The organism is uncultured Thiodictyon sp., assembly GCF_903828115.1.
Lineage (GTDB): Bacteria > Pseudomonadota > Gammaproteobacteria > Chromatiales > Chromatiaceae > Thiodictyon.
Genome location: NZ_CAIKKU010000043.1, coordinates 1 through 24,136 on the forward strand (window position 1 = coordinate 1; position 24,136 = coordinate 24,136).

The following is a 24,136-nucleotide window of genomic DNA, read 5'->3' on the forward strand; positions in this document are numbered from 1 at the left end:
AAATTATCATGGTCCATCGGCGCCCGTCGCAACAGCCCGGTGGCCATGGTCTGGAGCCACTGCGCTGGGCTTGCCGACTTGGCCAGGGCGACCTCCATCTCGGGTTCGGTCACATACTCCCACCAACCATCGGTGCAAAGTAGAAAGGCGTCGCCGGGCGCCAGGGCCAGGGGCGCCCCGTCGGGTGCGGGGCCGAGCGTGGGGCGCAGGTCCTTGTGATTGCCCAGGGTGCGCAGCAGGCGGTTGCGGTCCTCGTGGAAACGGACCTCGGCGGGCGCGATCTCGCCGGCCTTGACCAGTGCCTGGGGGACACTGTGGTCGGCGCTCTGGAACTGGATGCGCCCGTCGCGGAAATGATAGAGGCGGCTGTCGCCCACATGCGCCCAGTGAGCCGCGCGCCCGTCGCTCGCCAGCACCACCACCGTGGTGCGCATCCGCTCCAGCCGCGGCTCGGCCTCCTGGTGGGCGTGGATCGCCGCATCCGCTGCCAGCAGGGCCTGGGTAAGTGCCCCCGGGTCGGTCAGTGGTCCTTGCGCGGCGGCGGCGAGCAGGGTGTCCACCACGATCCGCGCCGCCACCTCCCCGCCGCCGTGACCGCCCAGACCGTCGGCCAGCACCCAACAGCCGTCCGCAGGACCGGCGGCGTCCTCATTGATGGTCCGGCCGCCGGGGTGACTCAGGGTCGCGGTGACGAGGGTCAGCGGGCTCATTCCAGGTCCACCTCGAAGGCGATGTCCGGGGAGGCGAGAAAGAAGCGCTGCCCGGGTTGCAGGTCCCGGGGCTGGCCCGGCGGCACCGCCAGTGCGGTCCGGGCCTCGCCGACAAAGGTACCGTTGGCCGACCGGCAGTCCTCCAGGCGGAAGACCCCGCGCCCGGCGTCGTATGAGATCAGCGCGTGCCGCTTGCTGATGCGCTCCGCGGTCGGCGGCAGGACTACCTGCACCAGCCCCGGATCACGGCCGATGGCGAGCGGCTGCCCGCCCAACTGCATGGTGAGTCCGGCATAGGGTCCGGTCAGCCCGCGCAGGACCGCCCGCCGGGCCTGGGGCGGACGGGACCGGGCAATGGCCCGGGTCACCCCGTCCTTGACCAGGGTCAACCCGTGCCGGGTGCCGGCGAGCGCCACCGCGGTCAGTGCGGCGGCGAACAGGCCGAGCAGGGTCAGGATCAGTGGCTCCCGGGACCACAGACGCGCCAGGACCCCGGGTCGGTGACGGCTGACCTCGTAGGGGATGCCGAGCCGGTCGAGGAAGGGCAGTACCTCGTCGCTCGCCACCGCCCAGCCGATGCCCTCGCCGAGCGGGACACGCTGAAACTCCATACTGCGGCCGTCGGCGCCGAGCGAGGGCACCGCGGTCAGGGCCTTCAGGGTGTTGATGCCCACCACCCGGCCGGCGTCGTCGAACAGGGGTCCGCCGGAACTGCCGGGATTGATGGCCGCGTCGGTCTGCACCAGACGGGGCAGTTCCGGATTCGTCGGCGGGGGGTTGATGCGGCTGATCAGGCCGCCGCTGTGCGACGGGTCGCTCAGGTTGCCCCCAACGCTGTCGTCCGCCGCACCCGGAAAGCCGACCGCGGTCACCGGGTCATGCTTCTCCAGGGTCGCGAGCGTAGCGAAACCGACCGCCGGACGCCCGCTGGGACGTGACAATTGCAGCACGGCAAGGTCGCGCTTCTCGTCACTGGCCTTCACCTGCGCCGGCACAGTGTCTCTGCGTTCGGCGTCGAGCAGGACCACCGCCTGACCGCCCGCTTCGGTGCACGCGATCACATGGTGGTTCGTCACCACGTAGTCGCCGCGACCGACCACGAAACCGGAGCCCGTTCCGGGGTTGCCCTCCTTCGAGAGGCAGATCACGCGCACGGTCGGGGCGTCCATGCGCTCGGGCAGGGAGTCCGCACCGGCGGGGCCGGCGAGCAGCAGCGCGGCGAGTGCGAGCGCCCTGCCGGTCGCTGGGTGGCGGTTCATCGGCCTGACAACCTGGGCCGCGGGGGCTGATTGGCTTGGGTCTTCATTGGGTTGGATTCTCTTCCTATACGGGGCACCTGGAACCTGCGACCGGGCCCTGGTCTCAGTGATCCGAGCGCTTGAGCCAAGCCTTGATCAACTCGGGGTCGAGCCCGCGCAGGCGATCCTCCGGAGCGAGGCCGCGCAGACGCTCGTCGGGGGCGAGTCCGCGCAGGCGGTCCTCCGGCGTCAGCCCACGCAGACGCTCCTCAACGTCCAAGTGTGCGAGCGCCGCAGCGCGCAGCTCGGGGGTCAACGCGGCCAGGTCGCGGGCAATCAGTTCGTAGGTATCACGCATGAAGTCATCGACGGTGTAGGCCATGTCAGGCACCTCCAGGCGATAGGCCGTGGTTAGATGATGTTGCAACAGTTGTCCGAGGGTTCCGCGGGGCTGGAAATGGGCCAGCCCATAACGGCTCCGCTCCAGTTCGCCGGCGAAGATCTCCCATGGGGCATTGCGCGGGTGTTCGTCCAGGGCGTTGATGACGATCAGACGGATCGGCGTGACGCCCAAGACCAGATCATAGACCCCGGGCCAGTCGGTGGCACGGCACACCCCGGGCGGCAGGCGCCGCAACAGGCCGCGCGGCATCCGCGTGGCCACGGCGTAACGGCGAAAGTCGCGTGCAGGCAGCAAGCGCGCGCCCGCCTGCCCAGCGCTGGCCCCACCTGAACGGCCCCGGCGTGCCTGGGTGGCACGGATCGATTGCAGCTTCCGATAGGTGACATAGTGCCCCGTCAGCTCTTCCAGCGCCCAGACATCGAGTGCCTCATGGTGCGATTTGTAGGTGAGCAGGTTCTGTGCGGCCAGGTTCTCCAGACCGTCGGGCAGGCCCGCGAGGTCCTGCGCTTGGTTGCCGGTGGCCTCCCCCGCCTGCCGCTCGATGATCAGGATATCGAGGCGCTGGCTCTTCAGCGCCAGTTCTTGTTCCAGTTCCACCCGCCAGGGGCGACCGGTGAAGAGGTCGGTCAGGACCATGCCGAGCAGGCGGTGCCAGGGGGTCGTTGTGTTCATGGATGGATGGTCGCGCGAGCGAATGGACGCAACAAAGAGACATAAGGAGGCCACCATGCCCTGGAACATCGCGCAGAAGTCTCCCGTTCCCAGGCGCCGCGCCTCGGCAAGCAGCCGCTGCCAGCCCAAGCCCCTGGAGTCCAACGCTTCAGCCTTGGAGGAGCGCGCCAAGGCTGAAGCCTTGGACTCCATTCGAAGGGAATGCGCTCCGCGAGTGGGGCTTAACTTAACGGCATTGGGCGAATGCCCCGTCCGCCCTGAAGGGCCGGACCGGTCTATTGGACATTGTCGACCATGGGCGCCAGGTCGCCAAAAGAATTTCCCGACCACGGGGCTATGCCTGCCTGGCCCCCCCAGCCTTCTGTTCTGAATGGTATCGCAGGACCCAGGGACACAAGATTTCAAGAGGTAAAGAAGTAAAGGGTTTAAGGGGAAAGAGTCCTGGCAAGACGCAAGCCGAGATTGAAGTCGCGGAACTCGGGCTGGCCATAGCGGCGGTTGGCGGCGCGCAGGTTCCTGGGGTCGCCGTTGCCCCAAGAGCCGCCGCGCATCACCCGCGCGGAACTGGCATCTTTATTGCTTATGCATCGCTGCTCAGCACCGTCATAGGGAGCGGCATACGCCGAACAAGTCCACTCCCAGACATTGCCGCTCATGTCGTAGAGCCACAGACCATTCGCCGCCTTGCTGCCCACCGGGTGGGTCTTGCCGCCGCTATTCATGTAGTACCAGGCCAGCCGGTCCAGATCGCTGCCGCCGCAGTACAGTTCCCCCTTGCCGCCGCTACGACAGGCGTATTCCCACTCGGCCTCGGTCGGCAAGCGCAGCCCCAAGGTGCCCACGGGGTCGAGCTTAGCAATGAAGGCCTGGGCGTCGTTCCAACTCACCCCCTCCACCGGACAGTCGGCGCAACCCTGGAAACGAAGCCCCGGCGGATCGCTGCCCATCGCTGCCCGCCACTGTGCCTGGGTGACCTCAGTGCGGGCCAGCCACAGCGCCTTCACCGCGGCCTGCCGCGCGGGCTTTTCATCATCGTTGCACTGCCCGGCCCAGGCCCCGCCGCACCCCATCTGGAAACTGCCCCCTGGCACCCGCACGAAGTCCATCCCGGTCTTGGGCTCGGTCCAGGTTAGAGCCGTCGGCGACGGGACGGGCGCAGGCTCGGTATCCACCACCCGTGCGGCCTCAAAGGGTTGGTCCACAGCACTTTCTTGCCACTGGTTCCCGCGATGCAGGTACCAGCCACCCAGGCCCACCAGCGCCACGGCAGTTCCGAGCACCACCGGCCAGAACCAGCGACGCGGTGCCGAAGCCGGTGCCCTGGAATGTGCCGAGGTCTTTCTGGCCTTGGGCGGGGCCGAGGGCGCGGATCGCGTTGGGGGCTGCGCCGGGGCGGGCGTCGGCCGCGGGGCTGACGGACCAGGGGCGGGGCCGGCCTCCGGCGCCACTCCAATCCCCCACAGCCGCGCCTGGAACCCCCGCACCGTCTGTGGTCGCCTCTCGGGGGCTAGGGCCAGGGCCTCGCCCAAGGCGTCACTCAAGTGCCGGGATACGCCGAAGGCCGCGGCGGGCTTCAGCACATCCACGTCCCGGCGCTCGGTCGCCTCCGGCGGGGTCTCGCCGGTGACCAGGCGGTAGATGACCGCCGCGGCCGAGTAGATGTCGGTCCAGGGGCCCTGGTTGCCCTTGCGATGGTATTGCTCGAAAGGGGCATAGCCCGCGCTGACCACCACGGACAAGGAGCGGCTGCGCTCGCCCATGGCCTGACGGGCGGCGCCGAAGTCGAGCAGGATCGGGCGCGTCCCGCCCGAGTCCAGGCGTGCCAGATAGATGTTCTGGGGCTTGATGTCGCGGTGCAGGAAGCCCTTGGCATGGACCGCACGCAGACCGTCCAGGATCGGCAGCATCACTTGCTTCGCCTGCTCCTCCGGCAGGCGTCCGCCATGACGCTCCAGGTGTTCGGCGAGCGACAGCCCCTGGTAATAGTCCATGACCAGATAGGCGGTGCCGTTGACCTCGAAGAAGTGGCGCACCCGCACGATGTTGGGGTGGTCGATCTGGGCCAGGGTGCGCGCCTCGCGCAGGAACTGCTCCAGGCCGTAGCGGAACTGTTCGCCCTCGTCCTGGGTGTGGGGTGCGACGGTCGCCCGGTCGGTCGCCCGCCCGGCCAGTTCGCGCGGCAGGTACTCCTTGATCGCCACCCGGGTCTGGAGGTTCAGGTCCCAGCCCAGGTAGGTGACGCCGAACCCGCCCGGTTTGCCGAGCACCCGCCCGACGGCGAACTGCGTGTTGAGCAGGCTGCGGTGGGGCAGCAGGAGCGCGCCGCGCGGGGCGGCTTCGTCATAGCCGCAGTGAGGACAAGGGTTGGCCCGGCCCTTGGCAGCCAGGCAGCCGGGGCAGAGTGCGTGAGGTCGAAGTCCGTCATCTGTGGTTTGTCCCGGTGCGGTGTCTTCCCGCGAGGGCCTGAGGGCCGCGCGCGGGCTCGGTCCGCGCAGCGGACCCTACGGCTGGCCGTCGGCCTGGGGCCGGTTGGCTGGATTATAGTGGCTGGCCGGGGTTGAAGACCAGAATTTCACGGGACCGCACCCGTGACAGTCTCGACCGATCGCTGGCGCTACGATGCCCTCGGTCGGACGCAAGCGGCCGATTTGCTGACCCTGCCGGTTTGCAGGACGCGCTCAGCGCCCGCGGAACCGCGGCTTGCGGTGCGCGAGGAATGCATTCAGCCCCTCGGTATAGTCCTCCGAGTTGAAGAAACCGAAGCTGTCGTCCAGTTGCGCCGCGCTGTACTGTCCGCCCTGGTCAGCCAGCATCCGCAGGTTGCGCTTGTTCAGGCGCGCCGCCAGCGGTGAACCCGCCAACAGGGCCCGTACCACCTCATCGATCAGCGCATCCAGCCCGTCGGCGGCGGATACCCGCTGCACCAGGCCGGCGGCCAGGGCCTCCTGCGCGTCCAGCAGGCGTCCCGTCAGCAGCAGATCGGAGGCGAGCGCGATGCCGACCAGCCGCAGCAGGGGCACCAGTTCCGGCAGGGCGAGCGGGAAGCCGAGCTTGCCCACCGGCGCGCCGAGCCGAGTCCCGGGGGCGGCCAGGCGCAGGTCGCAGATGCTCGCGATCTCCAGCCCGCCGCCCACACAACTGCCTTCGATGGCGGCGATGACCGGTTGCGGGGCCTCGCGGACGGCCCGCAGCGCCGGCTCGATCACCTCCAGGTGGTAGCGGCGTCCGGAGGCGAGATCGAAGCGCTGCTGGGGGAACTCGGTGATGTCGGCGCCGGCTGCGAAGTTGCCGCCGGCGCCGCGCAGCACGATGCAGTGAATGTCGTCGCGCCCGGCCAAGTCCTCGAAGGTCTGGCGCAGGCGCTGCCACATGTCGACGCTCAAGGCGTTTTGCCGGGCCGGTGCGTCGAGCGTGACACGGGCCAGCGGGGCCTGGGTTTCACATTGGATCGTCATAAGCTTGGAGTCCGGTCATTGCCCACGCCGGGGTCGGTCGCGGGCGGGACCGCCGGGCCGCGTGAGCGAAATTCAACTACCAGTTAATAGGTTACGGGCGATCCTAGCCGCTCGGTCGGCGACGGTCAAGGTGGGCGCCTCGCGTCCCGTGCCGGACCAAAGTGCCGCGCGGCCCCCCGTAGGGTCCGCTGCGCGGACCGCCGGTGGTGGAGAGCCACGATCGGCGCAGCCGGCTGCGCGGTCGCGGTCCGCACAGCGGACCCTACGGCGCGTCGGCGACGCTGGGTCTAAGGTCCCTGCGGAGGCCGCTCCCGCCGGTTCGCGTGGCGGGCGCGCACCAAGGGGGAGTTTGAGTATCTGCAGCAGTGCGCGGCGGGCAATGCCAGGGCGGCGTAGCGCCTCTCCGCCCTCCCCCGCCGGCCCCTCCCACACAGGGTTTTGCGTCAACCTGGTGCGGCCACCGTGGGGTGCCATGACCCACGCCGACGCGGTGGCGGCGATCCGCCAGTTCCTGCGGCACCCCACGGTCGCATCGGATGCCGCCCTGCCCCTGGATGCGCTGCGGCTGCACGAACGCTTCCAGATTACCTATTGGGATGCGTCGATCATCACCGCCGCCCGAGCCCTGATCGCCGGGTGCTGTATTCGGAGGACCTTAACCACGGCAGGACCAGGACAGGGTGAAGGTGATCAATCCCTTTCCGGCCGGAAAGACAACGTCACGGGGAGCGCACTCCTGACCCGGCTGTTCCGCCGATGCCGAAATCAGGGCAGACGAAGTTGAAAAAACCCCAGCCATTTGAAACGGTTTGTTTCTTGAAGCTTATCATGTTATAATGTTAATAACGTTTACCTAATTCCCAAGACAGTCAGGCCATCTAGTGCTACACTCGCGACCCGCAGAAATCAATCTTTGCAATCGGTTTCTCTTGCCGGACGATACCTCCGCCGTGTTATGGGACATGGACGGAGTGCTGATCGATTCCCTGTCTTTTGCGATACAAGCCTCACGGCGCCTGATCATGGAACGCTATGGCAGTCAGGTGAGTGTCGCTGCGGCTTTTCTGAAAAGCGTATTCCCGCTCGATCCGCCCGCGTACTGGCGGGCGATTCTGGCCCACCTGCAAGATCAGTGCGGCGCTTCGCTTCCCTCGACAGATGCCGAGGCGATGTGTGAGGACTATTTGTCCGCGCGCCTGACGGCGACCTTTCCCATCCTCCCGGGAATTCCTGAACTCCTTGCCGACCTTGCCCGCCGGGCGATCCCCTGCGCAGTGGTCTCCAATAATCCGCTATCCCAGACCATTGCAATACTGAACAACTGCGGGCTGCGCGACAGCTTTTCGGTGATCGTCGGCAACGACGACCCCACTTTGCGGAAAAAGCCCGCACCCGATACCTACCTCTGCGCGGCGAAACAACTGGGCCTCGACCCAACCCGCTGCGTTGTCGTTGAGGACTCCATTCTTGGGGTAGCGGCCGGCATTGCCGCCGGATGCCGAACGGTCGGTGTGGCCACCGGCAGCGCTGATACCGGGGCACTCGAAGCCGCGGGAAGCGCACGGGTCTACTCCAGTTTCCGCGAGAACGTGGCCGATCTCAGATTCGGCGATGTCAGAGTCAAGCAGATCGTCACCCTCAATGAGTTCCTGAGTCACATGGTCGAGCACATCGCCTGGCGCCTCGGCACCTCGATTGATTTCGCTTGGAACAACAATGACTCCAGGGCCGCCGGGGCATTCCTCGGCACGGCGTTGCGCCGCTTCCCGCTCAAGACCGCCGGCGCCGCCTGTCTGGGCATGATCGATGACGGCAGCGCCGAGGTCTTGGTGGATACCGGTCGCGCCCCGGGTATCTTCCACCTTACCGCTCAAGGCGAGGTCGCGCTCGACTGGTTTTTGTCCCTGCGTTGCGAACAACTGCCGAACGGTGCGCCGCTGCAGGAATTCCTCGCCGGACTCGCCGAAGGTCTCCAGGCAACGATCGATGTAACGATCTGCAGCGCGGAGGACCCGCATCACACCTGGGAGGGCGTGTTTCGCGCCGTTGGCATCTCCCTGAGTCGGATTTTCGGACCAGTACGCCCAGTGCACGCTGCGCCGACCACGGATGGCCAAGAGAATACTCGCGTCCTTGGTGACCTCAGGGTCCACAGCGTTGGCATCGACCTCTGTGAAGTGACGCGGCGCACCGCCGAGAGTGAGGTCTCACTGGTCATTGATTTTGCGCGCCGGCAACCTTCTGCTATTCATTTGCAGGTCGGCCCTTCGATATGTACCGAGGGCTTCAGCGAGCTCCTGCTGGCACTGGCCGACAATGCCGGGTTCACGCTGCAGCTTTCCTTTACCGCTTCGGTGATTACCTCGTCGCATGTGCTTTTTGAGGACGTCGCGCTCGTCATTGGCCGCGCCCTGTTGGAGTTGCTGGTCATTCGGATGATGTCGCAGGGGACGGACGGCGCAGGAAGCAACATTCATACCGCCGCCGATCTGCAAGACCTGGCCGTCGGTGTTGCCTTGAGCGTCGAGGGGAGAAAATTCTGGTCCTTTGTACCCTTTGGCGAATCCTATAGCCAACTCAGACGGCGCATTCTCGTGGGACAGGACGTCTTCGGCTCGCTGCGGTCGGAAGATCTGGACGATTTCGTCGATGGTCTTGCCGGCGGGCTTGCGGCAAGCATCATGATCCACATTCGCCGGCCGGTATCACCGGATGAAACATGGTTGGGCGTGTTCACCGGTCTCGGCAAGGCGATTGCCGAGGCCTTCCTTCCCAACCCGTTTCGCCGCGGAGTTCCTCCTGGGGTGAAGGCCACCCTGTCATGACGACCGCCGTACCTCAAACCGAATTATCGACAACCATGATCCCGACCGTAAACCCTTTCGTCGACCAGGCCCGAGAGTTCCCGACATTATCGTGTGGGATAGACCGGGCAGACTTTCTGCGTTTGGACCTGAGCGAGAGCATGATGGCAGCGCCGCCGCTGGTGCGCGAGGCAATTCTCCGTGTCATCGACTCGGAGCGCTTTTCAGCCTATCCGGACGATTCGCCGCTCTATCCCTTATTGGCGGATTATGTCGGAGTTCCACCTTCGCAGCTTCTGGTCACCAACGGTTCCGACCACGCGATACAACTGATCCTGCGGGCCTTTCTGTCGCCCGGCGATCAGTTGCAGGTCATTGACCCATCATTTCCGATCTACCCGCACGTCGCCCGTACCCTTGGCGCCGAAGTCCGTTGCGTACCGTTGGAAAGCGATTTTTTGTTCAGCGCAGAGCGATTCATCGAAGCGATGGATCAGGGGCCGCGGCTCTGTGTCCTGGTCAATCCGAACAACCCGACCGGAACCCTGATCCCACTGGAATCGATACGCGCGGTAGCGGCCGCGCGGCCTGGTCCCTTAATCGTCGACGAGGCCTACTACGAGTATGCCGGCATCACCGCGGTATCGCTCCTTGCCGCTCACCCCAATATCATCGTGACACGCACCTTCTCCAAGGCCTTCGGTTTGGCAGGTTTACGGCTTGGCTACATTGTGGCCCACCCCGAGATCGTCCGACAACTGCGTAAACTGCGCCTGCCGTTCGATGTCAACGCCTTTGCCGTCAGTGCCGCGACGGGTCATTTTTCCGACCTTTCCATTATGCGGCGGTACGTTCGGGCGATCGTGAGCGAAGCGAAGCCGCAACTGCTCAGGTTCTTCGAGGGCAGCGGCGTGACAGTGTTCCCTACCGCGGCCAATTTCGTGCTCGTCGACTTATCGCAGCGCGATCGCGTCGTACCACGACTGCGAGCGAACGGCGTGCTGGTGGCGCCGCAGGCCCATGCGCGGCTTGCGTCCGCGGTGCGGATTGCAATCCCGATACCAGAACACCTGTCCAGGTTCCAAACGGCGTTCACGAGTGCGCTGGACGCTTCTGCTTAGTAACGAGTCAAGAACAAGTGAAACGCAATCGTTGTCGTGGTCGTTGTCGTTGTCGTTGTCGTAATCGGAGAAGCGATGCGATTTGGGGTGCGAGAGAATCCGGGGCACGACGATAACCTCGATTACGACAACGACAACGACAACGGCGCTCTGCTGGACAACGCCCTACCCGCTCAAGGAGTGCGACGCGGGAGACGCCGCCGAGCCCCTGATGGCTGCCTGCCGGGCCTACACGAACGGCTTGGCCGGCCCGGGACGCCTCCGCAAAAGCCGGCGACCTTGCTCCCGATCGTTGATAAGATACGCTCTTGCTTAACCGGCATCGCAACTGCCGCGGGAGACCGCCCATGAAAATCAACTATTTTGTTCTCGATGAGATGTCGGAGACCGATCGCCGCGCCCTGTGCCGCCGATCTGAGGCTGACATTTCCACCTTGGCCGCCACCGTGTCGCCCATCATCGACGCGGTCAGGGCGTCGGGGGACGAGGCCCTCTTCAAGTACACCGCCGAGTTTGACGGTGCGGACCTCCGGGCCAAGGGTCTGCGTGTCTCCGACGCCGAAATCGATTCCGCCATCGGCTCGCTCGACCCCTCGATCAAGGCGGTGCTCGACTATTCGGCGGCGAATATTCGGCGCTACCATCAGGCGCAGATGCCCGAGGAGATGTGGTTCGTCGAAATCGCGCCGGGAATTCTCGCCGGGGAAAAGGTGACGCCGATCACCTCGGTGGGCCTCTATGTGCCAAGCGGAAAGGGCTCATTTCCATCGGTGATGTTGATGCTGGGAATCCCGGCGCAAATCGCGGGTGTCCCTCGGGTTGTCGTCTGTACCCCCCCGCGTCCGGACGCCACTGTCGATCCCGCCACGCTGTATGCCGCACGGATTTGCGGCCTGCACGACGTTTATCGGGTCGGCGGCGCTCAGGCCATTGCCGCCCTGGCGTACGGGACCGCATCGATCCCGCGTGTGGCCAAGACCTTGGGACCGGGAAACAGCTATGTCTCGGCCGCGAAACGAATCCTCTATGGGGTCGTGGACCCCGGTACGCCGGCCGGCCCCAGCGAGTCCATGATCCTCTGCGACGGGAATGTCGAGCCGCGCATCGCCGGACTCGACCTGCTGATCGAGGCGGAGCACGGACCGGACTCGACCGCACTGCTGGTAACGCATGACAAAAGGGTCGCTGACGAGGTCGCCAAGCTCCTCCCCGACCTTGTGTCCAAGCTCCCGCCAAAGCGCCGGGAGTATTGCGAGACGGTCCTTGCGGGCTACGGCGGCATCGTGCTCACGCCCTCCTTGGAGGAATCGATCGCGTTCGTCAACGAGTTCGCCCCCGAGCACCTGGAGGTGTTGGTGGACGACCCGATGTCGATACTCGGGGCAATCAAGAACGCGGGTGAGATCCTGTTGGGTCAGTTTACGCCCATTACCGTTGGGAATTTCTGCTTGGGCGTGAATGCGATTCTCCCCACCGGCGGATTCGCCAGATCGTTCTCGGCGGTAACGGTGCACGACTATCTGAAGCGCTCATCGATCGGCTATGTGTCGCAACTGGGTTACCCCGGGATCAGCCCCAAGGCCCAACAATTCGCAGAATACGAGGGTTTCGCGGCACACGCCATGGCGATCCGCGAGCGGAACATCTGACCGGGATCGGGAGTCCTTGCGGTTTCGCGTCGATGCCGTCGACCTCGGGATCAAGGTCGGCGTCACCGGCAAAGGCGGTGTCCCGCGCCGCCCGTCGCGGCTGAAGCCGCTCCCACGGCGTCGCCGCGCGGCTTTCACGGTACCGGCCGTTCTGATCGGCCGGCATCTGCCCTGAGGTTGAATCAGGAAATTGCTCTCACAAAGACACAAAGACACAAAGAAAAAGCAAATCATTGAGCCTAACTCCGGCAATTGCTCAGACCAAGACGCCAAGAAAGAACAAAGGGATCTGCGCCGCATCCGGATCGCCCGATGGGTGAGCCAGACTTCACGCGGCGGACGCGGGGCAGGCACCGTAGGGTCCGCTGTGCGGACCAGCAGTGGTGGGAATCTGCGAAGGTCGCGGCCGACTGTGCGGTCGCGGTCCGCGCAGCGGACCCTACGACGCGTCGGCGGGTATAAGATCCCTTGCCGCGTCCGCCGGTTCGCGCGGCGTGCGCACACCTTAAGGGGGGATTTGAGATGGCATCCGACGACGATCGCGCCTACCAGGCGTGGCAGGCCGCCGCGGCACAGGCGTTGCACGGCCAGACAGTCGACAGCCTCACCTGGCATACGCCCGAGGGCATCGCGGTCAAGGCGCTCTACCGGGCGGCCGACCTGGCGGGGCTTGCGTATGCCGACACGCTCCCCGGCCTGCCGCCCTACGTGCGCGGCCCGCAGCCGACGATGTACGCGCAGCGCCCCTGGACCATCCGTCAATACGCGGGGTTCTCGACGGCCGAGGAGTCCAACGGCTTTTACCGGCGCAGTCTCGCCGCCGGTGGGCAGGGCCTGTCGGTCGCCTTCGATCTGCCGACCCACCGCGGCCACGATTCCGACCATCCGCGCGCCGCCGGTGATGTCGGCAAGGCCGGGGTGGCGGTCGATTCGGTCGAGGACATGAAGATCCTGTTCGAGGGTATCCCGCTCGAGCAGGTCTCGGTGTCGCTGACGATGAGCGGGGCGGTGCTGCCGGTGCTTGCCGCCTTCATCGTCGCCGCCGAAGAGCAGGGGGTCGGCCGGGAACTTCTGACCGGGACCATCCAGAACGATATCCTCAAGGAGTTCATGGTCCGCAATACCTATATCTACCCGCCGGCCCCGTCGCTGCGGATCATCGCCGATGTCATCGCCTATACGGCGCAGGAACTGCCGCGGTTCAATTCGATCTCGATCTCCGGCTATCACCTGCAGGAGGCCGGTGCCACCCAGGCCCTGGAACTCGCCTTCACACTGGCCGACGGCAAGGAATATGTGCGCACTGCACTCGCCGCCGGCCTGGACCTGGACGCCTTCGCCGGGCGCCTGTCCTTCTTCTGGGCGGTGGGGATGAATTTTTATCTGGAGATCGCCAAGCTGCGCGCCGCGCGCCTGCTGTGGTGGCGGATCATGAATGAATTCGGCGCGCGCGAGCCGCGCTCGCTGATGCTGCGCACGCACAGCCAGACCTCGGGCTGGTCGCTGAGCGCGCAGGACCCCTATGACAATGTGGTGCGCACCACGATCGAGGCCCTGGCGGCGGTGTTCGGCGGCACCCAATCGCTGCACACCAATGCCTTCGATGAGGCGATCGCACTACCGACCGAGTTCTCCGCCCGGATCGCGCGCAATACGCAGCTCATCATCCAGGAGGAGACCCACATCGGCACCGTGATCGACCCCTGGGCCGGTTCCTACATGATGGAGCGGCTGACGCAGGACATGGCCGATGAGGCCTGGGCGATCATCGCGCAGGTCGAGGCCCTGGGCGGCATGGCCAAGGCCGTCGACTCCGGCTGGGCCAAGCTGCGGATCGAGGCCAGCGCGGCAGAGAAACAGGCGCGGATCGACCGCGGCGAGGACGTCATCGTCGGGGTGAACAAATACCGGCTGGCCCAGGAGGCGCCGCTCCAGTACCGCGAGATCGACAACACCGCCGTGCGTGAGGCGCAATGCCGGCGCCTGGCCCAGGTCCGGGCGGATCGCGATGCCGCAGCCGTGACCGCCGCGCTCGGCGCCCTGACCGCGGCGGCGCGCTCGGGCCAAGGCAATCTGCTCGACCTCAGCGTCCAGGCGATGCGCGTGCGGGCCACCGTCGGTGAGGTCTCCGACGCGCTGGAAACGGTATTCGGCCGCTTCAGCCCCCATACGGATTGCGTGAGCGGCGTCTACGGCGCCGCCTTCGCCGGGGACCCCGACTGGGAGGAACTGAAGAGCGAGATCGACGCCTTCGCCGCCGCGGAGGGCCGCCGCCCGCGGATCCTGGTGGCGAAGCTCGGTGAGGACGGCCACGACCGCGGGGCCCGGGTCATCGCCACCGGATTCGCCGACCTGGGCTTCGATGTCGACCTGGGTCCGCTGTTTCAGAGCCCGGAGGAGGCCGCCCGGGAGGCGGTCGAGAACGACGTCCACGCGGTCGGCGTCTCCACGCTGGCGGGCGCGCACAAGACGCTGGTGCCGCAACTGGTGGCGGCCCTGCGTGCCCAGGGTGCCGACGACATCGTGGTGGTGGTCGGCGGTGTCATCCCGGCGCCGGACTATGAGTTCCTGAGGGCCGCCGGTGCCGCCGCCGTGTTCGGTCCGGGCACCGTCATCGCCGCGGCCGCCCGGTCCGTGCTCGCCGCCATCCGCGCCGCGCGCGGGCCCGACGCGGCGTGACCCCTGCGGCAGGCCCCGACGCGGCCCTGATCGAGGGCGTGCTGGCGGGCGACCGGCGCGCGCTCGCCAAGGCGATCACCCTGGTGGAGTCGTCGCGCCACGATCAGCAAGACCGCGGGCAGGCGCTCATCGAGGCCCTGCTGCCGCACACCGGCCGGTCGCTGCGCATCGGGATCAGCGGCGTGCCGGGGGCCGGCAAGTCGACCTTCATCGAGTCGCTGGGCCTGCACATCATCGGTCAGGGCCACCGGCTCGCGGTGCTGGCCGTGGACCCGACGAGCAGCTTGAGCGGCGGGGCCATCCTGGGCGACAAGACGCGGATGCAGGGGCTCGCACGCGCCCCCGCGGCCTTCATCCGGCCATCGCCCGCGGGCGCCTGCCCCGGCGGCGTGGCGGCGCGCACCCGCGAGGCGATGCTCCTGTGCGAGGCGGCGGGTTTCGATGTGGTCATCGTCGAGACCATGGGGGTCGGACAGGCGGAAACCGCGGTCGCACGGATGACCGATCTGCTGGTGCTGCTGCAACTGCCGCTGGCGGGCGACGGGCTGCAGGCGATCAAGAAGGGCATCCTCGAACTGGCCGACCTGATCGTCATCACCAAGTCTGACTTGGCCCCCGCGGCCGCCGCCGCCGCCCGGCAGACCCTCGCGGACGCGCTGACCATGCTGCGACCGGCCTCGCCCCACTGGCAGCCGCCCGTGCTGACTCTCTCGGCGCGCGACGGCGGGGCGGTCGCCGCGGTCTGGTCGCAGATCGAGCGCTATCGCCAAACGCAATGCCGCGACGGTGCGTTCGAGCGGCGGCGCCGCTCCCAGTCGCTCGACTGGATGTGGCACCTGATCGAGGAGGGTCTGCGCGCCGACTTTCGCGCGCATCCCGCGGTCGGCGCCCTGCTGCCCGACATCGCGCAGGGCGTCTCGTCTGGTACCCTGAGCCCGACCCTGGCGGCCACCCGCCTGCTGACGCTGGCCCAGACCAACCGCGCCCCCGCCGCTGCACCCCCAGGCGCACCGGCGGGCGCACCGGACCCGGACTGCCCCCGGTGCGACCCGTAACCACATCGTCATCGTTTGCTCGCGAACCTGAAACGCCGGGTCGCTATAGTCGATCCCGCCGCTTCTAATGACCCGAGGATGACGCATGCCAGCCATCGCCCCTGCATTACCCGCCCGGCGGGGAGAACGCCTGTTCGTGGATCTCGCGACCGCCGAGCAGGAGGTCCGCGAGGCCCAGTCACTGCGCTTTCGGGTGTTCGGCGAGGAACTGGGTGCCAGGCTCAAGGGGGGTGATCGCGGCCTGGATATCGATGTCTTCGACGGCGTCTGCCAACACCTCCTGGTCCGCGAGGTGCAGACCGGCCGGCTGGTCGGCTGCACGCGCCTGCTGACCGATGTCAAGGCGCGGGAGCTCGGGGGTTTCTATTCGCAGAGCGAGTTCGACCTGGGGCCGGTGGTCGGACTCCCCGGGAGTCTGCTGGAGATCGGGCGCACCTGTATCGACCCGGACTACCGGCAGGGCGCCGCCATCGCGGTCCTGTGGTCCGGACTGGCCGCCTTCATGCAACTGCACCGGTGCGATTACCTGTTCGGGTGCGCCAGCATCCCCCTGGGCGCCGACGATATTCAGGCCGCGGCGATCATGAACCGGGTGCGCCGCCAAGGCCTGACGGGACCTGAGTTGCGCGTGACCCCGCGGGTCCCGCTGCGCAGCGCCCAGGTCCCGGGCGACGTGCTCGACGCGCCGCTGCCCCCCCTGCTCAAGGCCTATCTGCGCCTGGGTGCCCGGGCCTGCGGTGAGCCCTGTCGGGACCCGGACTTCGGCGTGGCCGACGTCCTGATCCTGCTGCGGGTCGCGGACCTCAACCCGGTCTATGCCCGGCATTTCATCGAGCGCCTGGGCGGCGCCTGACGCCCGATGAGACCAGCCCTGCACCTCACGGTCGTCACCGAGACCTATCCCCCCGAGATCAACGGCGTCGCCAATACCATGCGCCACCTGGTCGCGGGCCTGACGGACCGCGGCCATCAGCTCCATGTGATTCGGCCCCGGCAGGGGACCGATGCCGGGAGCGCCGCCGACCCGCACCCCAGCGAGACCCTGGTCCCCGGCCTGCCCATCCCGGGTTACCGCGGCTTGCGCTTCGGCCTGCCGGTCTTCGCGCGCCTGCGGCGGCTATGGCAGGTCGAGCGCCCGGACCTGATCTATATCGCCACCGAGGGTCCACTGGGGCGCGCGGCACTCAAGGTCGCAGCGGCGCACGGTATCCCGACGGCGACCGGCTTTCATACCCAGTTCGAGCAATACAGCCGGCACTATGGGCTGGGCCTGCTGGCGCAACCCATTGCCCATTCACTGCGGACCTTTCACAACCGCTCCGACGCCACCCTGGTCCCGACGAGCGAGTTGCGCGACCGGTTACGCGCCCAGGGCTATACCAAGGTCCAGGTCTTCGGGCGCGGGGTCGACACCCAGCTCTTCTCTCCCACGCGCCGCCGCGCACCCTTGCGTGCGCAATGGGGCTGCGGTCCGGACGCCCCCACGCTGCTCTATGTCGGACGCCTGGCGGCAGAGAAGAATATCGCATTGGTCCTGGAGAGCTTCATCGCCACCCAGGCGAGCCTTCCCAAGGCCCGCTGCCTGCTGGTGGGGGATGGGCCGGAGCGGTCCCGACTGGCGCGCCGCTTCCCGCAGTTTCACTTCGTCGGGGCCAAGGTGGGCGTCGAACTCGCCGAACACTATGCCAGTGCGGACCTGTTCGTCTTCCCGAGCCTCACCGAAACCTTCGGCAACGTGGTCCCGGAGGCCATGGCCAGCGGCTTGACGGTGGTCGCCTTCGATGCCGCGGCGGCCCACAACTACATCCGCACCGGGGACAACGGCATCACCGTCTACCCCTATGACGACCTGGCCTTCGTCAATGCCGTGGTGGCTGCGGCCCAGGGCATGAAAAACCTGCTCCAATACGGCGGCAAGGCGAGAGCGACAGCCGAGACACTCGGCTGGGACCGCGTCATCGACACCGTCGAGAAGTGTCTGTTCGACGTGATCCAGCAACGCGCAACCGCGGCTGGGCCGCAACGCCTGGCCCCGACTTCGCAATGAGCGCGCGCCCCGCGGCTCCCGAGCCCGGTGCCCTGGTCAGCCGCCCCGGTGCCGGGTGGCATGGTCGCCAAGGCCCGCAACGGCTCCTCGCCAGGCGTGGGGTCATTGCGGTCGCGGCCCCTGGCGTGTTGCAATGCTGCCCGCCGGGTTGTGGCAACGCGAAGACGCGGCGCGCCTGCCGGAGGGTACCAAGCCTTCCGCTACACTCTGGTTGCCTGGCCCGCGGCTGATCCAGGCAGGCCCCGCCTTGGGGCCGTTTAACTTAGAAAAGGCAGTTTAGCCGCGAATGAACGCAAATTGACGCAAATAATCAGAGACTTGGTCTTTGCTGCACGTTCACCGTCCAGGCGACGCCCGCGACGATGCTAACCAGCAGATTTATTTGCGCTTAGTTGCGTTCATTTGCGGCCAAATATTCTTCTTAGGTTTAAGGCGTCGGCAGCCGGAGGGCGAAACAGTCCAAGGCGCGCCCCACCCGCGCGGGTTTCAATGCTCCTATGTACAGCAACGACCGCTTGGTCATCCTCGACGCCGACGGCACCACCGTGGATGCCTTCAGCGCCATCGACAAGACCTTCGCCATGCACGGCATGGACTTGGGTCCGCTTGCCCGCTTCCAGAAGCGGCGCCACGTGTTCAAGTACCTGGGCGGGATCAAGGAGTTTCCCCGCAATCTGCGCAAGCAGATCGCCCGGCAGAAGCGCTCACGGATCATCGCTACCCTGACCGAGGTCTACCGGGACGAAGGGCACCTCTATGAGGGGATGGCGCAGTTGCTGGATCGGCTCGCGAGTCGGCCGGGCGTGCGGGTCGGAATCGTGACCCGCAACATCACCCGCGATCCGGTCGATACCCTCGAGGTCCTGTTCAAACGGGAGGGCTTCGACCCGGCCCGGTTCGACTTCCTGGTCCACTTGCCGCTGGCCTTGGGCAAGCTGGACGCCTTCCGCACCATCCGCGAGCGCTTCGGTGTCAGTCCGGCGCTCGCCTTTGCCTGCGGCGACGAGGCCGCCGATTATCAGGCGGCAGTGGGCTCCGGTATCCATCCCTTCATGGTGTCATACGGATTCGAGGACTTCGAGCGGCTCACCGTGCGTCACGGCATCCCGCGGGAACTGATCTCCCGCAGCCCCGCGGAACTGGGCGCACGGATACTGCATACCCTCAGCCTCGGGGCAGTGATCACCTAGCAACCGTCGTTGTCGTTGTCGTTGTCGTTGTCGTTGTCGTAATCGTAATCGGATAAGCGGTGTATTTTGGGGTGCGAGAGAATCCGGGGCGCTACGGTAACCTCGATTACGACGACGACAACGACAACGAAAATGGCCCTATAGGCCGTCCCTGATGGAATTGTTTAACTTATTGGAGAGGCTGCGCTTGATCGCGGGACCAGGGTCTCGGTCGGCGCCATGGTGCGCACGGCGCACCCTCGGGTCGCGGTGCGGTCAACGGTCCGCGCATTTCCAGTCGGCAGTTCGTCATCCGCCCGCAATGGTGCGGTCACCGAGGGTCGTTATCATCCCGCTAGGATGCGTCGGTCCGGTTTGCGATGGCTCGCGCGCCCCCCTTTGTTTCCCCATTAATCGCGCCCCCTGGAGATCCCCATGCACCTCAAGGCCCAGCTCCCCGCGGCCATCGCCGCCGCCCTGTTCGCCGCGGGCCCCATCCTTGCCGGCCAGCTTCAGCCGGAACCGGTCCCGGTCCCTGGGGCAACGACCGCCCAGTCCGGTGTCGAGATGTCCGGTAACCAGGTCGACAAGCAATTGATCCTGTCCTCCGAGGCGGCCAAGGTGAACGGTACGCTTGAGATGACCGGCTACCAGGTGCTGCTGCGCAGCGGCGCGGAGCTGCCCCTGCTGGAGGCCAACGGCACCATCAGTGCCACGGCAACGCTGAGGTTCGGCGCCCTCTTCGATATCAGCGACCACCCCGTCCTGGACGGCACCACGGCGCGCATCTCCAACGACAATGACTTCAACTCATTGATCCAGGGCCCGGACGATCGGCTGTACCTGATCTCGCATTTCGAGAGCCGCCCGGGCGCCATCTATCAGACGCTGTTGAGTCAGGGGTCCGACGGCACGCTCAGCCCCCAGGCCACCCGTAACATCGACTTCAAGGGCTACCAAGGCGGTTGGGTCCACTGCGCCGGCAGCGTCTCGCCCTGGGGCACCCACCTGGGCAGCGAGGAGTACGAGCCCGATGCCCGCATGTGGAGCAGCCAGACCGGCGGTACCGACGCCTGCGCCAATACGGACCCCAACAAGCAGCGCCCCGGCAGCTACGAGTCGGCCATGGTCCAGTACCTGGTGGACAGTGGCGACGTGCAGTACAGCCCCAGTTGCGTCAACGCCCGGGCCCACCTGAACCCCTACCGCTACGGTTTCCCGGTGGAGGTCGCCGTCGGCGCCGATGGTCTGGCGAGCGTCGAGAAGCACTTCGCCATGGGCCGCCTGGCCAGCGAGCTGTCCTATGCCATGCCGGACGCCAGGACCGTCTACATCACCGACGACGGCACCAATACCATGCTGTTGATGTTCATCGCCGACACGGCGGGGGACCTGGACGCCGGTACCCTCTATGCCGCGAAGTGGACCCAGCTCAGCGGCAATGAGGCCAAGGGCGGACGCGGCGCGATCTCCTGGGTCAACCTGGGTCACGCCGACGCGGCGACGATCGCGACCGCCATCGCCGGCCAGACCTTCGACAACCTCTACGAGGTGGGCGCGCTCAACAGTCCGGACAACGGCACCTGCCCGGCCGGCTTCACCTCGATCAACGCCGGCCACGGTGCGGCCAACCACGAGTGCCTCAAGGCCCGGGGCACGGTGAGCGAGGCCGTGCTGTCGCGCCTGGAGACCCGCCGCTATGCCGCCATGCACGGGGCAGCGACCGAGTTCCGCAAGGTCGAGGGCTTCACCTTCAACCCGGAGCAGCGCGTCGCCTACCTGGCCATCTCCGAGTTGAATAAGGGCATGGAAAACAACACCGGCTCCGATGTCGGCGGACCCAATCAAATCCGGCTCGCCAGGAACGATTGCGGTGCCGTCTATCAGTTGCCCATGGCCGGCCGGGTCAAGGACACCGCCGGCAACCCGATCGACAGCGCCTATGTCGTCGTCCAGATGAGCGGCCTGCTCGCCGGTACCCCGGTGGTGGGGAGCCTCGACAAGGATACCGACAACAAGACCACCAACACCTGTAGCCTGAACGGGCTCGCCAATCCGGACAACCTGACCTACCTGCCCCGCTATAACACCCTCATCATCGGCGAGGACACCGGCAGCGGTCATCAAAACGATGCCATCTGGTCCTACGACCTGCGCGCGGGCAAGCTGACCCGGGTCCTGACCACCCCTTACGGCTCTGAAACCACCTCCCCCTACTGGTACCCGGACGTCAAGGGTCACGCCTATCTGATGGGCGTCGTCCAGCATCCCTATGGCGAGTCCGACACCGGCGCGCCCGGCGCGAACGAGGATGCCAAGCACGGTTACGTCGGCTACTTCAAGTTCCCGGTCCTGAAATAGACAACGAGCACGCTCGTTGTCGTTGTCGTTGTCGTTGTCGTAATCGTGATCGGAGAAGCGATGCAAATCGGCGTGCGAGAGAATCCGGGGCGGTACGATAACCTCGATTACGATTACGATTACGACAACGACAACGACCACGAGGATTCATGCCCGGCATCGCTTTGGAGACACCCTCATGCAAACCCGTTACCTCAAGCCAGGTCTGGCCCTGGGCGGCCTGGCCCTGGGCCTCGCGAGCCTCGCCTTTGCGCCGCTGGTCAGCGCCGGCGCCCAGGCCATCGCCACGTCCAAGGTCGTCTTGTCCGTCGACCAGGTCACCGGCGGCGCCCTGGGCACGGATGTGACCCTGACCTACGACTATGACCCGGCGGACGCCGCCGCGGACCGCAGCAGCAGCGGCAACGCCTACGTCAACGCCGCCCCAGACCCGGGCAGCGCCGTGTCCGATACCCTGGACTTCGGGATCTACGAAAACCAGCAGAGCTTTTCCGAGGCGGGCGCCTACGCCCGCAACGGCAGCGGCTTCGCGAGCCTGGCCGGCGAGGGGTATCTCACCCTGACGAACCTGAGCGCCGCCGCCCTGCAGGTCGCCTTCGGCTACGAGATCGACCTGTCGGCCGAGACCAGCGTGACGCCGACCGGCTTTTCCGACGCCTACGCCCGGGCCATGGTGTGGGTCTTCGACGACACCTTTGCCGTGGACCTGGCCAACGTGGTCGCGGCCGACTCCGCCAACGGCGCCCTGGACAGCGCCGCCTACACCGACAGCGGTACCTTCACGATCGCCCTCGTCGGCAACGAGACCCGGGTGATCCGGGTCCAGACCCAGAGCCAGGCCCAGGTCGAGTTCGTTCCGGAACCGGCCCCCCTGGCCCTGCTGGCGCTGGGGTTGGTCGGCCTGCGGATACGACGTCGCGGGATGCGGTGAACTGCGCCGACGCTCGTCCACCCGCCGGAACTCTGATCGAGCCCGTCATCGATCCCTGAGCATCGTAGGGTGGACAAGCGCAGCGCAGTCCACCACCGGCGGCTGCGCGACTGGGCGTTTGCGCAGTCTGACGCGCTGCGTCACGCAGTGCTCGTCTATAGGCCCGACGATGCCATTGAGGCAGCGGACCCTCGCGCCGATCCGCGGGCCCTTGTTCGGCATTGCACACTCGACCGGGATGCTCATGGCGTATGATTGCGCGGTAACGATACAACCGTTTTGTTACCGCCAGGCGAGCGCACGCCATGCCCATCCGCACCAAACTCGCCGGCGCACTGATCGCCATCCTGGTGGTCAATCTGGCCGCCAGCCTGTACGGGTTCCACCTGCTGACGCAGGCCTGCGAGCGGGAGGCGAGGGTCCGCGAGGCCAGCACCGCGATCGTCACCACGGCCCTCTCCGCGCAGGTCCACTTCAAGAAACAGGTCCAAGAGTGGAAGAACATCCTGTTGCGGGGGCAGGAGGCAGGGCTCTTCGATGACTATTTCGGCCGCTTCGAGCGCGAGGAGGCACGCACGCGTGAGACCCTGGATCAACTGATCCGGTTACTCACCGACGATGGGCAGTCGCCCGCCACCGCCGAGCGCTTCCGGGAGGCGCATCGGCGACTGGGAGAGCAATACCGCGCCGCGCTCGCAGGCTATCGTCCGCAGGAGCCCGCTTCACAATCGGCGGTCGATCGACAGGTGCGTAACATCGACCGGGAGCCGACCGACCTGATCGGCCAGCTCGTGACCGCCGTGCTCGCCCACAAGGAGCAGACACTGCTCAGCATCGACGAGACGACCGCGGTACTCCAGCGGCAGGTCCTGCTCGTGATGGTCGGCGTCATGAGCGCGGCGGTCTTCTTTCTCGTCTGGCTGATCGACCACCGCATTGGACGGCCCATCGCGATGGCCACGGTGATCGCCCGCCGGATCAGCACCGGCGATTTCTCCACCCCCATCCCGGTGCGCGGCGTCGATGAACCCGCCGAGCTGCTGGCCGCGCTCAAGACGATGCAGGAGAGCCTGACCAAGTCCCAGGCGGATCTCCGACAGAGCGAGGCCCGCGCGCGCCTGCTCCTGGAAGCGACCGGCGAGGGCATCTTTGGGGTCGACACCGACGGGCGCTGTACCTTCTGCAACCCCGCCGGTGCGCAGATGCTCGGCTACCGGACGCCGGAAGAACTCCTTGGCCGCCACATGCATGAGACCGCGCACCATTCGCAGGCCGACGGCAGCCATTATCCCGTCAACCGTTGCCAGGCCGCCGCGACCTATCGCGAGGGGATCGCGGCCCGGGTCGACGACGAGGTGTTCTGGCGCACGGACGGCACCCAGTTCCCCGTCGAATACCATGCCAACCCCATCCATCAGGACGGCAGGCTGGTCGGTGCGGTCGTCATCTTCTCCGACAACAGCGCCCGCAAGGAGGCGCAAGCGGCCTTACGCGCGGCGCACGACGCGCTGGCGCAGGAACGGGCAACACTCGCCGAACGGGTGCGCCGACGCACGCTGGAACTCGATCGAGCCAACGCGGAGCTGGCCCGGGCGGCACACGCAAAGGACGAGTTTCTCGCGGCCATGAGCCATGAGTTACGCACCCCGCTCACCGTCATCCTCGGGCTTTCCGAGACCATGGGCGACGCGCAGCTCGGCGCCCTGAGAGGGTATAGACAAAATCTACCTGGCCGATATTCTTGCGCGAGTTTACAAGAACGAGGCGCGCAACGATGTCGAAAGGTGGTCGGCCAAAGAAGATCAACGAGGGACAGTATGAGGTGTTGCGCCAGATCGTCGC

Annotated in this window: 19 protein-coding genes; 14 read left to right on the forward strand and 5 right to left on the reverse strand. The window is 66.6% G+C overall.

Annotated elements, in window-relative coordinates; genetic code table 11:
• The 5 genes from QZY48_RS01540 to QZY48_RS01560 all read right to left on the reverse strand — a co-directional run.
• Positions 1-710: protein phosphatase 2C domain-containing protein (locus QZY48_RS01540; protein ID WP_295426801.1), on the reverse strand; the 710-nt coding region annotated here is incomplete at its 3' end.
• Positions 707-1,969 (reverse strand): trypsin-like peptidase domain-containing protein, encoded by a 1,263-nt coding sequence (locus tag QZY48_RS01545; RefSeq protein ID WP_295426803.1) that lies wholly within the window; start codon positions 1,967-1,969, stop codon positions 707-709. The genes QZY48_RS01540 and QZY48_RS01545, both read right to left, overlap by 4 nt.
• 103 nt (positions 1,970-2,072) lie before the next feature.
• Positions 2,073-3,167 carry a hypothetical protein gene (locus tag QZY48_RS01550; RefSeq protein WP_366929625.1) on the reverse strand — a complete coding sequence of 365 codons (1,095 nt, stop codon included), beginning with the start codon at positions 3,165-3,167 and terminating at the stop codon, positions 2,073-2,075.
• Between the two features lie 281 nt (positions 3,168-3,448).
• Entirely contained in the window at positions 3,449-5,290 is a 1,842-nt protein-coding gene (locus QZY48_RS01555) for a bifunctional serine/threonine-protein kinase/formylglycine-generating enzyme family protein (protein ID WP_295426805.1), read from the reverse strand.
• A 411-nt stretch (positions 5,291-5,701) separates the two neighbouring features.
• On the reverse strand, positions 5,702-6,478 hold the full coding sequence (locus tag QZY48_RS01560; RefSeq protein ID WP_295426808.1) for an enoyl-CoA hydratase-related protein: 777 nt from the start codon (positions 6,476-6,478) through the stop codon (positions 5,702-5,704).
• A gap of 472 nt (positions 6,479-6,950) precedes the next feature.
• Here QZY48_RS01560 and QZY48_RS01565 point away from each other — a divergent pair, with 472 nt between their 5' ends.
• The 14 genes from QZY48_RS01565 to QZY48_RS01630 form a co-directional block, all read left to right on the forward strand.
• A complete protein-coding gene (locus QZY48_RS01565) occupies positions 6,951-7,262 on the forward strand; it encodes a hypothetical protein (protein WP_295426810.1) in 312 nt (103 codons plus the stop codon).
• Positions 7,263-7,407: 145 nt separating this feature from the next.
• Positions 7,408-9,303 carry an HAD family phosphatase gene (locus QZY48_RS01570; RefSeq protein WP_295426813.1) on the forward strand — a complete coding sequence of 632 codons (1,896 nt, stop codon included), beginning with the start codon at positions 7,408-7,410 and terminating at the stop codon, positions 9,301-9,303.
• Positions 9,300-10,403 carry an aminotransferase class I/II-fold pyridoxal phosphate-dependent enzyme gene (locus QZY48_RS01575; protein WP_295426816.1) on the forward strand — a complete coding sequence of 368 codons (1,104 nt, stop codon included), beginning with the start codon at positions 9,300-9,302 and terminating at the stop codon, positions 10,401-10,403. Before QZY48_RS01570 ends, QZY48_RS01575 begins: the two co-directional genes overlap by 4 nt.
• Before the next feature lie 82 nt (positions 10,404-10,485).
• Entirely contained in the window at positions 10,486-10,719 is a 234-nt protein-coding gene (locus QZY48_RS01580) for a hypothetical protein (RefSeq protein WP_295426819.1), read from the forward strand.
• 61 nt (positions 10,720-10,780) lie between these two features.
• Positions 10,781-12,052, forward strand: a complete 1,272-nt coding sequence (gene hisD, locus QZY48_RS01585; RefSeq protein WP_295426847.1) for a histidinol dehydrogenase — start codon at positions 10,781-10,783, stop codon at positions 12,050-12,052.
• 16 nt (positions 12,053-12,068) lie between these two features.
• A complete protein-coding gene (locus QZY48_RS01590) occupies positions 12,069-12,227 on the forward strand; it encodes a hypothetical protein (protein ID WP_295426822.1) in 159 nt (52 codons plus the stop codon).
• Between the two features lie 347 nt (positions 12,228-12,574).
• On the forward strand, positions 12,575-14,731 hold the full coding sequence (gene scpA, locus QZY48_RS01595) for a methylmalonyl-CoA mutase (protein ID WP_295426824.1): 2,157 nt from the start codon (positions 12,575-12,577) through the stop codon (positions 14,729-14,731).
• On the forward strand, positions 14,728-15,786 hold the full coding sequence (meaB, locus tag QZY48_RS01600; RefSeq protein WP_295426827.1) for a methylmalonyl Co-A mutase-associated GTPase MeaB: 1,059 nt from the start codon (positions 14,728-14,730) through the stop codon (positions 15,784-15,786). Before scpA ends, meaB begins: the two co-directional genes overlap by 4 nt.
• An 85-nt stretch (positions 15,787-15,871) precedes the next feature.
• Positions 15,872-16,639: a GNAT family N-acyltransferase gene (locus QZY48_RS01605; protein WP_295426830.1), complete on the forward strand. Its 768-nt coding sequence runs from the start codon at positions 15,872-15,874 to the stop codon at positions 16,637-16,639.
• A 6-nt stretch (positions 16,640-16,645) separates the two neighbouring features.
• Positions 16,646-17,833, forward strand: a complete 1,188-nt coding sequence (locus QZY48_RS01610; RefSeq protein WP_295426831.1) for a glycosyltransferase family 1 protein — start codon at positions 16,646-16,648, stop codon at positions 17,831-17,833.
• Positions 17,834-18,330: 497 nt separating this feature from the next.
• Positions 18,331-19,023 carry an HAD family hydrolase gene (locus QZY48_RS01615; RefSeq protein ID WP_295426834.1) on the forward strand — a complete coding sequence of 231 codons (693 nt, stop codon included), beginning with the start codon at positions 18,331-18,333 and terminating at the stop codon, positions 19,021-19,023.
• Between the two features lie 414 nt (positions 19,024-19,437).
• Positions 19,438-21,363: an alkaline phosphatase PhoX gene (locus QZY48_RS01620; protein ID WP_295426836.1), complete on the forward strand. Its 1,926-nt coding sequence runs from the start codon at positions 19,438-19,440 to the stop codon at positions 21,361-21,363.
• A 178-nt stretch (positions 21,364-21,541) separates the two neighbouring features.
• Positions 21,542-22,294: a PEP-CTERM sorting domain-containing protein gene (locus tag QZY48_RS01625; RefSeq protein WP_295426839.1), complete on the forward strand. Its 753-nt coding sequence runs from the start codon at positions 21,542-21,544 to the stop codon at positions 22,292-22,294.
• Positions 22,295-22,599: 305 nt separating this feature from the next.
• On the forward strand, positions 22,600-24,136 hold a 1,537-nt coding region (locus QZY48_RS01630), incomplete at its 3' end, for a PAS domain S-box protein (protein ID WP_295426842.1).